General features: G+C 70.4%; 11 protein-coding genes. 7 read left to right on the top strand and 4 right to left on the bottom strand.

From position 1 onward, the window contains the following. Position 1 precedes the first annotated feature (1 nt). On the top strand, positions 2-1,564 hold the full coding sequence (locus OOK38_RS30905) for a 2-oxo acid dehydrogenase subunit E2 (RefSeq protein ID WP_266849044.1): 1,563 nt from the start codon (positions 2-4) through the stop codon (positions 1,562-1,564). A gap of 33 nt (positions 1,565-1,597) precedes the next feature. Beyond that, positions 1,598-1,834, top strand: a complete 237-nt coding sequence (locus OOK38_RS30900; RefSeq protein ID WP_266849042.1) for an acyl carrier protein — start codon at positions 1,598-1,600, stop codon at positions 1,832-1,834. A gap of 134 nt (positions 1,835-1,968) precedes the next feature. Here the strand turns inward: OOK38_RS30900 and OOK38_RS30895 are convergent, their stop codons facing one another. Continuing rightward, positions 1,969-2,997: an alcohol dehydrogenase catalytic domain-containing protein gene (locus tag OOK38_RS30895; RefSeq protein ID WP_266849041.1), complete on the bottom strand. Its 1,029-nt coding sequence runs from the start codon at positions 2,995-2,997 to the stop codon at positions 1,969-1,971. Positions 2,998-3,072: 75 nt separating this feature from the next. Continuing rightward, the gene (locus tag OOK38_RS30890) at positions 3,073-4,548 is read right to left on the bottom strand and encodes a bifunctional aminoglycoside phosphotransferase/ATP-binding protein (RefSeq protein WP_266849039.1); all 1,476 of its coding nucleotides are present in this window, start codon (positions 4,546-4,548) and stop codon (positions 3,073-3,075) included. 707 nt (positions 4,549-5,255) lie between these two features. On the opposite strand from OOK38_RS30890, the gene OOK38_RS30885 reads away from it, so the two are divergent. After that, a complete protein-coding gene (locus OOK38_RS30885) occupies positions 5,256-5,543 on the top strand; it encodes a dsRBD fold-containing protein (protein ID WP_266849038.1) in 288 nt (95 codons plus the stop codon). Positions 5,544-5,608: 65 nt separating this feature from the next. Here OOK38_RS30885 and OOK38_RS30880 read toward each other — a convergent pair whose 3' ends face one another. Then, positions 5,609-6,286 carry a CBS domain-containing protein gene (locus tag OOK38_RS30880; RefSeq protein ID WP_266849036.1) on the bottom strand — a complete coding sequence of 226 codons (678 nt, stop codon included), beginning with the start codon at positions 6,284-6,286 and terminating at the stop codon, positions 5,609-5,611. A gap of 115 nt (positions 6,287-6,401) precedes the next feature. Here OOK38_RS30880 and OOK38_RS30875 point away from each other — a divergent pair, with 115 nt between their 5' ends. The 3 genes from OOK38_RS30875 to OOK38_RS30865 all read left to right on the top strand — a co-directional run bounded on the left by OOK38_RS30875 (position 6,402) and on the right by OOK38_RS30865 (position 10,904). Further along, the gene (locus OOK38_RS30875) at positions 6,402-7,325 is read left to right on the top strand and encodes a pyridoxamine 5'-phosphate oxidase family protein (protein ID WP_266849394.1); all 924 of its coding nucleotides are present in this window, start codon (positions 6,402-6,404) and stop codon (positions 7,323-7,325) included. 235 nt (positions 7,326-7,560) lie between these two features. Further along, entirely contained in the window at positions 7,561-8,436 is an 876-nt protein-coding gene (locus OOK38_RS30870) for a universal stress protein (protein WP_266849393.1), read from the top strand. Between the two features lie 56 nt (positions 8,437-8,492). Then, complete coding sequence (locus OOK38_RS30865; RefSeq protein ID WP_266849035.1) at positions 8,493-10,904, top strand: glycoside hydrolase family 65 protein; 2,412 nt, start codon at positions 8,493-8,495, stop codon at positions 10,902-10,904. A 236-nt stretch (positions 10,905-11,140) separates the two neighbouring features. On the opposite strand, the gene OOK38_RS30860 is transcribed toward OOK38_RS30865, so the two are convergent. Further along, positions 11,141-11,320: a DUF5988 family protein gene (locus tag OOK38_RS30860; protein WP_266849034.1), complete on the bottom strand. Its 180-nt coding sequence runs from the start codon at positions 11,318-11,320 to the stop codon at positions 11,141-11,143. An 869-nt stretch (positions 11,321-12,189) separates the two neighbouring features. Here OOK38_RS30860 and OOK38_RS30855 point away from each other — a divergent pair. Continuing rightward, complete coding sequence (locus OOK38_RS30855) at positions 12,190-12,648, top strand: Crp/Fnr family transcriptional regulator (RefSeq protein ID WP_266849033.1); 459 nt, start codon at positions 12,190-12,192, stop codon at positions 12,646-12,648. Positions 12,649-12,675 lie beyond the last annotated feature (27 nt).

Raw genomic sequence — 12,675 nt, 5'->3', positions numbered from 1 at the left:
GATGACCGCGTTCACCATGCCCTCGCTCGGGGCCGACATGGACGAGGGACTGCTGCAGGAGTGGCTCGTGAGCCCCGGGGACCACGTCTGCAAGGGCGACGTCGTGGCGGTCGTGGAGACGGACAAGGCGGCCGTCGAGGTCGAGTGCTTCGAGTCGGGCACCATGGGACAACTGCTCGTCCGGCCCGGAACCCGCGTCCCGGTGGGAACACCACTCGCCGTGATCGAGGGCGAGGCCGCGACCGGAGTGCCGACGGACGCTCCGCGGGCGCCGAAGACGGCGGGCGCCGAGACAGCACCGGCATCGGCGCCCGAACCAGTCGAGGGACCTCTCCCCGACAGGCCGCCCGAACCCGCGAAGGCCGGCCGAGAACCGACCGCACGGCATGAGCCCCCGAAACCTCGGCGGAAGGCGGTCCGGACGAGCGATCCCGTCCCGGCGCCCGTACACACGGATTCCCGCAACAAGTCGCCCGAGCATCCCGCACGCGTGACGGGCACCCCGGCGCGCCCGTCACGGGAGCTGCCCGCCGGGACCGAACCGGACTTCGGGGCAGGACCACTCGTACGGCACCTCGCGGTGCTCCGAGGCGTGGACCTGACGGCACTGCACGGCACGGGGCGCGGCGGACGGATCACCCGTGCCGACGTGGAGCACGCGGCGCCTCCCTGGGCGCCCCGGCTGCGAGCCACCCCGTATGCGCGGCGGCTCGCCCGTGACCTCGGCATCGACCTGACGGAAGTACGAGGCACCGGGGAGGGCGGAGCCGTACGAGCTGCGGACGTGCGCTCGGCCGTGCGTGCACCGGCTGGAGAATCCGAACGGCCGGATCGGCGCCGGCGGGACAGTGAGCAGCGCGCACCCGCGGCCGTACCGACCGACAGTCGCCCGGAACAGCGTACGGACGCCATGCGCCGTGCCATCGCCGACCTGATGAGCCGCTCCAAGCGGGAGATCCCGCACTACTACCTGTCCACCACCATCGACCTCACGGCGGCCGAGGACTGGCGGCGCCGGACCAACCGCGGCCGGACGCCTGCCGACCGTCTCATGCCGGCCGCCCTGTTGCTGAAGGCCGCCGCCGTGGCGGCCCGCGAGGTGCCGGGCCTCAACGGCTACTGGCAGAACGACGGGTTCGTGCCGGGGGCCGGGGTCAACCTGGGTGTGGCGGTGTCGCTCCGGCGGGGTGGACTGCTCGCGCCGGTGATCCAGCGGGCCGACACGTTGTCTCCTGACGCCCTGATGGCCTGCCTCAAGGATCTGGTCCAGCGCGCCCGCCGGGGACGGCTGCGCGGCAGCGAGATGGTCGGCGCCACGCTGACCGTCACCAACCTGGGCGAACAGGGGGTCGAGACCGTGTTCGGTGTCATCCATCCGCCCCAGGTGGCGCTGGTCGGCTTCGGCGCGGTCGTCGAACGGCCCTGGGCCACGGGCGGCATGCTCGGCGTGCGCTCGGTGGTGACCGCGACCCTGGCCGCCGACCACCGGGCCACGGACGGTGCCGTGGGGGCGCGCTATCTCACTGCGGTCGACCGATTGCTGCAGAAACCGGAGGAGCTGTGAGCCCTGTGAAGCCCCTGACCGAAGCAGAGGGCCTTGACCGCGGTCAAGGAGTCGATCACACAGATCATCCCCGACGCCGACTTCACCCGGGTCGAACCGGATGACAAGTTCCGTGACGTGCTCGAATTCGATTCGCTCGACTTCCTCAGCCTCGTGGAGCTGCTGTCCGGGCGCACAGAGGTCCGCATCGATGAGGAGGACTACCCGGAACTGACCACGCTGTCCGACGCGGCACGGTTCCTGGTCGGCAGAACCGCCCACCGGTCATGACGCCTTCGAGCCCCCGCACAACGGCGAACCGACGACCGGTGAGGCGTCGGATGACGGCGGCACGGACCCAACTCGACGAGGAGCCGTCCATTCCCCAGCGACGAGGCGGCCCATGACACGCCTCGGCAGGGGGTTCACTCGCGATGCAGCACAACCTTGAGGGCTCCCGTGGTAGTGCCGTGTGCGAACACCTCGTAGGCGTCTTCCATCCGGTCGAGACCGAAGGTGTGGGTGACCAACGGGGAGACGGGCAGGCGTCCGGACCTCATCAGCTCCAGCAGCCATGGCGTCGAGGAGGTGTCCACCTGGCCCGTGCTGATCGTGACGTTCTTGCGCCACAGGGACTCGAGATGCAGCGTCGCCGGTTTGCCGTGCGTGCCGATGTTGGCGATGTGCCCTCCCGCGCGGACGGCTCGCGTGCACAGGACGAAGCCCTCCGGATCTCCGGAGGCTTCGATGGCCACGTCGGCGCCGGGCCCCTCCGACAGGCCGGCGATCATCTTCCCCGGTGATTCGGCAGCATCCGCCCCCACACGAACGGCGACCTCCAGCCGGGCGTCGGCCAGGTCCACGACGATGATCCGGCGGGGCGAGTAGAGCCGCGCGACGACCACCGCGGCGAGGCCCACGGGCCCCGCGCCCACGACGGCAACCGTGTCTCCCGGGCACACATGGCCGTTGCGCACCCCGACCTCGTAGGCGGTCGGAAGGAGCTCGGCGAGCAGCACCGCCTCGTCGAGCGGGAGGCTGGAGGGTCGTCCGGTGGTGGAACGGTCGGCAAAGGGAACCCTCACCAACTCGGCCTGGGTCCCGTTGATCAGATTCCCCAGGATCCATCCGCCGCCCCCGCGGCATTGTCCGTACATGGCGTCACGGCACTCCCCGCACTCTCCACAGGCCGAGACGGACGACACGATCACCTGGTCTCCGGGGCGCAGGTGGTGCACTTCGCCACCGACCTCCACAATCTCGCCGACAGCCTCGTGTCCGAGGACCGTCCCCGGCCTCACCTCGTGGAAGTCGCCCCGCCTGATGTGCAGATCGCTTCCGCAGACGGTGGTGGCATCGACGCGCACGATGGCATCGGTGGCGTCCTCGATCGCAGGGTCCGGGACGGTGTCCCAGGAGATCTGTGCCGGGCCGTGGTAGACGAGCGCTCGCACTGACTGACTCCCTCGCTCCCCCACCTCCACGGTCACCCCCGCGGTTCTCCAGGGCAACCACGGTCGGCGCCCACCTCAGTCCGGCTCCATGTAGGGGCGGCGGAAGACCGGCGCCTGACCGCTGCCCCACGGGCGCACGGCAGCCATCGCCCGGGCGACCGCGGACTCCAGCGCACCGCTGGTGTCGACCGGCACGGCCTCACGCCATGGCGGTTCGCGGGCCGCCATGGCAGTGGCGATGTCGAAGTCGGCGTCGGACACTCCGGCCGCGCGTGTGCTCAGGCGGGCGGCTGAGACGTCACCCGGCACCTGGCAGTGAAGGGACACCAGATCTGCGCTGGTGCGTTCGGCCACGCGCAGGGCCGCTTCGCGCTGTGCGGCATCGGTCCAGGTGGCGTCCAGGACGACCGACTCGCCGGAGGACAGCAGGGCGGCTGCGCGGTCGAGCAGGGCTGCGTACGTCTTCAGGGTCCACTCGGGCGTGTACAGGCCCTCGCGGTAGCCGGCCACAGCGGACTGCTCGGCGGGGATGCCGGCGATCTCCTTACGGATCCGGTCGCTGCTGAGCAGGGTGACTCCCAACCGGTCGGCCAGTGCTCCGGAAAGGGTGGACTTCCCGCTGCCCGGCAGTCCGCCGACGGCGACGAGGCAGACGGCGGAGGTCCGCAGATGGCGCAGCGCCGTTGAGGTCAGCCGACGCGACGCCACCTCCGCGCCCGCGGCGCCCTGGCGGGCCTGGATGAGGGAGACCTTGGCGCGGACGAACGCGCGGTAGGCGACATAGTGGTGCCAGAGGGAGGCGGGCGCGGGATCGGCGGAGTACTCGCCGTACTGGGCGAGGAAGTACGCCGCGGCCTCCGGGGCGCCGAGCTGTTCGAGGTCCATGGCGAGGAAGGCCGCGTCGTCCAGGCCGTCGACGTAGCGAAGATGGTCATCGAACTCCAGGCAGTCCAGGACCCGAGGACCGTCGTCGAGGCAGAAGACATCCTCGGCGAGCAGGTCACCGTGGCCGTCGATCACACGCCGTTGTCCGATGCGGGCATCGAACAACCGCTCCCGGCCGGCAAGGTACCTGCGCACCAGCCTCTCGACCTCGGCCAGCTCATCGGGTACGGAGCCGTCGGCGCACAACTCGCGGACCTGCGCGAAGCTGGCCTCCCACCGCGATGACAGGGCGTCCCGGGTGCCCTGCTCGTCCACGTCACGACCACGGGGCGCCTTCGCGTGCCACGCGGCGACTTGCCGGGCTACGGCTCGGAGGATGTCGTCGACGCACGCTCCTGTCCCTACGAGGTGGGAGAGGCGGCGGTCCTCCGACATGCGGCGCATCACCACGATCGGTTCGGTCGCCGACGTGCCTGGATCGCGGAACTCTCCCAGCCCCAGGTAGACGTCGGGGGCGAACCGGCGATTGAGGGCGACTTCCCGCTCACACGCGACCCGACGCGCCGTCACCGTGGTGTAGTCCAGGAACCCGAGATCGACCGGCTTCTTGAGCTTGTATGCACGGTCGCCGAAGAAGAACAGGACCGCGGTGTGGGTCTCACACACACCCGAGCGGGGCAGCGGATCGGCTTCGTTCCGGGCACCCGCTGGGGGCGCGCCGGTGATGTGAGGCCCCGACCGCGCCGGCGTGCGACCGAGATCGCGCTCAGCCATGGGGCACGACGGCGAAGCGGCAGCGCCCAGGGAAATACCGGCCCGCGCCACCGGCCCGGCGGCCGGCAGCCAGGCCCCCGGGCGAACCGTCGAGGCCCATGGTGACGGCTGGTTGCATGGCGGCGGCCTCCGTCTCGTAAGGAGCTGGCAATGATGGTGAATGAGTCCGCGACCGGGCGTTCGGCCCGTCCGTGCGTCGCCTGCGTGCCGGGATGCTGTGTTCCCTCAGGATCACCCCCAACCCCTCCGTGGCGCATGTGGAGCAGTGGAGGAGGTGGCAGGAGGCGTGGAATCCGGCACGAGAGGAGACAGGACGTGACGATTCCCCCGGTGGTCGGGTCACCCCCGGATGTGACCGCTGCGGGGCGAGGCGACGGATCGGCGCCGACTCCGGGCCGGTCGCCGGTCCCGCAGGGACCTTCGGCCCTGTGACCGGGGTCCGCTGCCGTTCGATCGTGGAAGACCAGGGGGCCGACCGACGCCTGCCGGAGGCCGACCACCTCTTGCCGGGACATCTCGCCCGTCCACTGGCGTCACTTCGAGCGCCGCTCGAATCACCGAGTCCAGCAGGACGCGGCCACGCAGGCCAGGAGAAGGCGATGGCGCACACGGGACAGTGGAACGTACGTCTCCACCTCTTCGAGGACGACGACGGAACAACGAAGGCGCACGTCGTGCTGGACACCGGCACCACGACGCTCACCGGCCGCGGAACCGCGCACTGCAGTCCGACGGACACGGACGTGCCGGAGATCGGCGACGAACTGGCGGCAGGCAGGGCCATGCACGACCTCGCCCACCAACTGCTCAACGCCGCCGAGCGGGACGTCCAAGGCGTCGCGGGGCACCGGCCCAGCACCCCTGAACCGCTTGGATGGCCCGTATAGACCGGCCCGTATAGACCCAGACGGCATCTGGCGACGGCCCAACGATTTCAGGCCCGTCCCCCTGTTCAGGTGCCGGTTTCCGCGTCCCGGGCGTCCTCCACCGTCCGGCAGCCGAGTTTCCCCGAGACCGACACCACGCCGTCGACGCCTCGGCACAACTGCTCGATGACGGGAATCAGACTCCTGTGCTCCACGGTGCCGGTGAGGGTGACCCGCCCGTCACGCACTTCTGCGGTCACGTCCCGTGGATCGAGCCCCAAGGTGTGCCGCAGAAGATCCCCGGTGATCTCCTCTCGGATGGCCTCGTCGCGGCGCAGGAAGATCCGCAGCAGATCCCCACGGCTGACGACGCCGACAAGCCGGTCCGCCTCGTCCACCACCGGCAGCCGCTTGACGTTCTGGGTCTCCATGAGACGGGCGGCCTCGACCACGGTCCACTCCGGACGCGCGCACACCGCGGGAGCGGTCATGAGTTCCTCGGCCCGCGATCCCTCGGCCTTGGCCCGCTCCCAGGCCTCCAGGTGCGGAACGGGGGTCCTGCCCGACGGATCGCTCTGGTCGGCGCTCTTGCGCAACAGGTCGGCCTCGGAGACCACACCCGCCGGGCGGCCCAGCTTGTCCACCACGGGTACGGCGGTGACGTCGTTCTCCTCCAGCAGCCTGACGAGCTCCTTGAACGGCGTCTCAGGCCGCGCCCGGACGACGTCCCGGCTCATGAGCTCCTCGACCGTTCGGTGGTGCATGTCGCCTCCCGGTACACGCCGCCCACCTCGCGGATACGGGACCGCCGCCCCGTGCGGCGCTGTGTCCCGCGTGGCAGGTTGGATACACCACCATTCTGATGAGAGGGCGGCGATGATGCGAGCTCACCTCGGCGACCAACTCGTCATCGAGAGCCAGGCGACCGGCGCCGCCAGACGCGACGGCGAGATCGTCGGACTCCACCACGAGGACGGAGCGCCCCCGTACGACGTGCGCTGGTCGGACACCGGCGAGGTGACGCTCGTCTTTCCCGGACCCGATGCCCACGTCCGCCATCTCGAGCAGGAAGAGCCGACGGCCAAGCGTGACTCGCAGCCGAGCACGGGAGAGGCGGACGTGCTGTCCACCGCCGCCCCACCGGCCGGTGCACCCGGCCCGGGCGACATCGGCCGGCGGGTGGCCGTCGAACGGCGGAGACAGGGGCTCAGCCGGGAGGAGACGGCCGGCCGCGCCCACATGTCACCGGGTTACCTCGCCTACGTGGAGGAACGGCCCGCCGACCCGACCCTGGCGACGCTCATCAGACTGGCCGACGCACTGGGCACCACGGTCACCGCTCTGCGTGGTGGAGGTACCGATCTCCCGCCCGGGCAGGGCTACGCGCTGCTGCACCCCCAGCTGCGGGACCTCGGCGTGGGCGAATGCCGCACCCTGCTCTCGACGCACGGCGTGGGGCGCGTCGCGGTGTCGCCGTCCGACGGCAGCCCGGCGGTCGTTCCGGTCAATTACGACGTCGTCGATGACGCCATCGTCTTCCGGACCGCCCCCGGCTCCGTGACCGCGGCCGCCGCAGGAACGACTGAGGTCGCCTTCGAGGTCGACCACGTGGACGAGGCTCTGAGCCAGGGCTGGAGCGTGCTCGCCGTCGGACCCGCCGAGCTCGTGACGGACCCCGAGGCCGTCGCCAGGCTCACCCGAGACGCGCACACCGCACCCTGGGCGGGCGGTGCGCGCGAGATGTGGGTGTCGATCCAGCCCACGAGCCTCACGGGCCGCCGTATCACCGCGGCCGAGCAGTAGACGGTGACGGTCCGCTTCCACGCCCTCCGGAAGCCTCGACGCTGATCCGGGACCCGAAGCCCACCACGACCTCCACGCCGCTGACGGGACGCTCGGCGCAGCGGTCATCGCATCACTCACGCTGTGCGCGGATCCGCCCGAACCGGTCCCGGTCGCGTGTCGCGGCCCCACGCAGGCAGTGCGACGGTATTCACAGAACTCTCGGCAGCTGGACGGAGCCAAGGCGGTGACGACGATGGAACTTCCGCTGGTCGTGGGCATCGACGGTTCGGATTCCAGTCTGCTGGCGGTCGACTGGGCGGTGGACGAAGCGGTACGACACCGAATTCCTTTGCATCTTGTCCATGCCTCGCGGTGGGAGACCTACGAGGGAGTCCAGCCGTCCTTCAGCACCGGCCGCTCCGCTGAGGAGGTCATGGCCGAACACATCGTCGCGTCCTGTGTGGAGCGGGCACGGCGTCGCGATCCCGAGGTGAACGTGTCGGGCAGGGCACTCGCGGAGGACGCCGTGTCCGCCCTGCTGCGTGCGGCACCCGAGGCGTTCGCCCTGGTCACGGGTTCCCGTGGGCGTGGCGAGATCGCCGGGATGCTGCTGGGCTCGGTCAGCCTCGCGGTGGCGGCACGCGCCGTCTGCCCCGTCATGGTGATCCGGGGCGCGGAATCCAACCGCCTCGGGGGCCTCGGGCGCGTCGTGGTCGGCGTCGGTGCGGCGGCGGGCGGAGCGGCAGCCGTGCGGTTCGCCCTCCGCGAAGCTCAGGCGCGCGGATGCGGTCTGACGGCGGTACGGGCCTGGCGCAACCCGTCGCAAGAGCCCGTGGACCACATGCTGCTCGCCGATGACGCCGCCCGACTGCGCGAGGAGCGGGCCACGGCCGGCCTCGATGACGCGTTGCGCGAGGCCGTACGGGAGCACCCCCGGGTCGATGTCCGTCGCCGTACCGTCGAAGGCCCCACGCACCGCGTCCTGCTGGAGGCCGCGGCCCAGGCCGACCTGGTCGTCGTCGGCGCTCAGCGTCGGCACGGCCACTTCGGCCTGCAGTTGGGCAGGGTCGCCCACACTCTGCTGCACCACTCGGAGTGCCCGGTCGCCGTCGTCCCCCAACCGGTCTGAGGACGGCCGCACACCGCTGGGCCCCACGACCTCCGGAGGAGAGGGACAGGTGGCGAATGTCGGAGTGGACATGGGAGTGGACAGGCTACGATCCCGCCGCCGAGCGGTTGCGTGAATCGCTCTGCACGCTCGGCAACGGCTACTTCGCGACTCGGGGCGCGCTGCCCGAGTGCCGGGCCGGCCTGGTGCACTGTCCGGGAACGTATGTGGCCGGCTGCTACAACCGTCTTGAGTCGACGGTGTCGGGGCGGCAGGTGGTGAACGAGGACCGCGTCAACATCCCGAACTGGCTGCTTCTCCGGTTCCGTCTGCGCCGCGCCGCGGGAGCGTGGGGTCCTTGGTTCTCTCCGAGCGAGCACGCCTTCCTGGACCACCGGCACACCTTGGATCTGCGGCGCGGCACGCTCACCCGGTCCTTCCGCCACCGGGACGGCGGTACTCGCTCGCTGAGCGTCGAGCAGACCCGCTTGGTACACATGGGGGATCCGCATCTGGCCGCCCTGCGGACGGTCTTCACAGCCGGGGACTGGTCGGGGGAGATCGAGATCGAGAGCTCCCTGGACGGCGAGGTGCTCAACGCCAACGTGCACCGATACCGCGCCCTCAACCGTCACCATGTGACCCAGGTGCGGACCGGTGCGGAAGACCCCCACATCGTCTGGCTGAGCTGCCGGACCAGCACATCGGACATCACCGTCGCCCTGGCCTCCCGGACAGCGATCCTCGCCGACCGGTCCCCGCTCTCATCGGTGCTGCGTCCGGCCCGCCACCGGGCCGTTCACCGCCTGATCGTGCCGATCGCCCCCGGCCGACCCGTCACCGTGGAAAAGACCGTGGCACTGCACACCTCACGGGACCCGGCGATCAGCGATCCGCTGGGCGAAGCGGTCGACCGAGTGTCCACAGCCCCAGGCTTCGCCGATCTGCTCGACTCCCACGTGGCCGCATGGGAACGGCTCTGGCGGCGAACGGACCTCCAGGTGCCGGGCGAGGCGGGCCGCATCCTGCGCTTCCACCTCTTCCACGTACTCCAGACGCTGTCACCACACACCGCGGATCTGGACGTGGGTGTCCCCGCCCGCGGACTGCACGGCGAGGCGTACCGGGGCCATGTCTTCTGGGACGAGCTCTTCGTCCTGCCGTATCTCAACCTGCACTTCCCGGAGATCTCCCGGGCCCTGCTCGACTACCGCCACCGGCGTCTCCCGCGGGCCTGCAGAGCGGCCGCCACGGCCGGCCGAGCCGGGGCCATGTACCCCTGGCAGAGCGGCAGCGACGGCCGCGAGGAGAGCCAGGAGTGGCATCTCAACCCCGCCTCGGGCCGCTGGCTGCCGGACCACTCCCGGCTCCAGTACCACGTGGGCTCGGCGATCGCCTACAACGTTTGGCAGTACTGCGAAGCCACCGGAGACACGGAATACCTGCACACCAAGGGTGCGGAGACGCTGGTTCAGATCGCGCGCTTCTGGGCGGACCTTGCCGTCCTCGACCCCGCAACGGGCCGCTACCGGATTCACGGGGTCGTCGGCCCCGACGAGTACCACGACAGCTACCCGGGCGCGGAACGGCCTGGACTGGACGACAACGCGTACACCAACGTCACCGCCGCCTGGGTCATCACCCGCACCCTGGAACTCCTGGCGCGGCTTCCCGCGTGGCGCCGCGACGAACTGTTCTCCCTGGTGCGGCTGGAAGCCGACGAACCGCCGAAGTGGGAGGAGGTCTCCCGGCGATTGCACGTGCCGTTCCATCAGGGCGTCATCAGCCAGTTCGAGGGCTACGACGACCTCGCCGAACTGCACTGGGACGCCTACCGCACCCGGTACGGCGCCATCCGCCGATTGGACCGGATCCTGGAAGCCGAGGGCGACACGGTCAACCGCTACAAGGCGTCCAAGCAGGCCGATGTCCTCATGCTCGGTTACCTGTTCTCACCCGCCGAACTGTCGGCGCTGTTCCGGCGTCTCGGATACGACCTGGACGACGACATCTGGCGGAGAACCGTCGACTACTACCTGCGGCGCACCAGCCACGGCTCCACCCTCAGCGAACTCGTGCACGGACTGGTCCTCGCCAAGGCCAGACGGGCCGACGCATGGCAGTACGTCCACGAGGCTCTGGAGGCCGACATCGCCGACATCCAGGGCGGTACCACCGGCGAGGGCATTCACCTGGGAGCCATGGCCGGCACCCTCGACCTGGTCCAGCGCGGCCTCACGGGGCTGGAAACACGCGAGGACGCCCTGTGGCTGGACCCGGTGCCTCTCCCGGCGCTCTCCGAATACGGCTTTACGCTGCACTATCGCGGCCACTGGGGCATCGGAGTGCGGCGCCGGAGCGGCCGGCTGGAGATCAGCGTTCCCGACTCGGAGGAGTCAGCGATTCGCGTGATGCTGGCCGATCGGGCGGTGACCATCGCGCCCGGGGAAACCTGTTCGCTCGTCGTGCCCGACAGTGAGCCCCGGTGACGTCGCAGGCGATGCCGGCGCGACGGTCCTGGCAGATCGGCTTCCGACCGCTCCCTCGCGTTGCGCCTGACCACGCCTGACCCTGGCGCCAACCAGCTGGTACCGGGACGCTGCCTCCTGGTGCTGTCCGAACTGCGGGCAACGACACAGGCCCGGGGAAACTTCGTCGCCTGACGACTCCCGTCCGGACGCATGCTCCGTGCAGCGGCCTACCCAGGGAGCTCCGTGCGCTCCCATCACTCATAGACGGGCAACTGGCCCTGCTCGGTCTCCTGCTGACGCGTCGTGGCCCGGAAGTGCTCGTACCCTCCGCGGAACGACACTTTGATGTCGAGGTCGGGCGCCGGAACCGAAACGATCCGCTCAGGAAGATCATCAGGGCCGCCCTCAAGGACTGCTTGTGTCGCGTCGGTCATGACCGGATCTTCTCTGCCCATGCCGGAGCGCACCCCCGCGACGGCGCCAAGGTGCGCTCCGGCCGTTCGCGTGGCGGGCGATGTTGGCCGACTTCCCGCCGTGGGACCGGCTTGCACCTCGTTCAGGGTCGATCGGCCCTGGTGGAACGGGAAGGCGCGTGATGTGCTGGTAGTGACGGGAAGGACCCCCTTTCGAGACGCGGAGAAGCGGCCGGCAGCCGCGCACCGCGCAATTCGGATCCGCGAGAAGCGGGTGGCTCCCGTCCAGCCATGCCGTCGCCGATGCCGCGAGCCTCGGCGGTCCAGTACCGGAGGATTCAACTCCCAGCCCGCTTCCACTGCCTCACCGATCGGGCGCGAGATCAGGGCGTGCGCGCGTTCCCGTCTGCGGTCCAGTTAGGGTCGGCGGATACGGCCGGGCTACCCAAGCCGGGTACGGGCGCTTGCTGGACGACGGTCGGTCTCGTGCCATCTCGCAGCTGAATCAGCCGCCCCGGATCCGGGGTGCTCTCCGCCGCACGCGTGCCGGGCGGGAAGGTCTGCTCCAGCGCCCGCCGGCGCCGGCGGGACAGCACGGGCCCGGCCGACGTTCCCGTCGTGCCGGGACAGATCCCAGACGGCGATGCACCTGGGCACACTCACGGTGTCCTTCCTTCCCCTGCGTGTTCTGCCGGTGTGAGGGGTGGTGAACGCCTCGGAATGAGCCGAACAGCCCACTGACGCGGTCTGCCCGGCCCCCTTCTCTTGCGACGTGACCCTGCCTTTGCGCAGGTGTGCCCGAATGTCCCTGGCCAGGCCCGAGCGGCCTGTGGCGCCGGAACCCGGACGCGCTCAGTCTGGAAGCACCACTCATGAAGGGAGCCGGTGCAATGACTTCCGCCACCACCATGAACACGGCTCTTGAGCCCGTGCATCGCGAACGCTTGATTCACCTGGCCCGCGAGGTCTCCTTCGAGGCTGGGACCCGCCTGTTCGAGGAAGGCAGGCGCGCCGACCGCTTCTGGATCGTGCGCACCGGCACCGTCGCGCTCGACCTGCACATACCCGGTCGGCGGCCCGCCGTGATCGAGACGCTCGGGCACGGCGAACTCGTCGGCTGGTCCTGGCACTTCACGCCGTACATCTGGCAGTTGGGCGCAGAGGCGATGAGTCCGGTACGGGCCTGGGTGTTCGACGCCGAGGCCGTTCGGACGCTGTGCGCCGAGGACCCCGAGTTCGGCCGGGCGGTCGCGGTCTGGGTCGGACGGGTGGTCGCCCAACGGCTGCACGCCTCCCGAGTCCGGCTGCTTGACCTGTACGCCCCCTACGGCAGCGGCGGCCTGACATGACCTCCCGGGCCCTGTGAGGAGAAGACC

Origin of the sequence: Streptomyces sp. NBC_00568 (assembly GCF_026341855.1) — a bacterium.
In the GTDB taxonomy this organism is placed as follows: Bacteria; Actinomycetota; Actinomycetes; order Streptomycetales; family Streptomycetaceae; genus Streptomyces.
The sequence above is the reverse complement of the archived record's forward strand: the minus strand, read 5'-3'. Positions and strand labels throughout refer to the sequence as shown.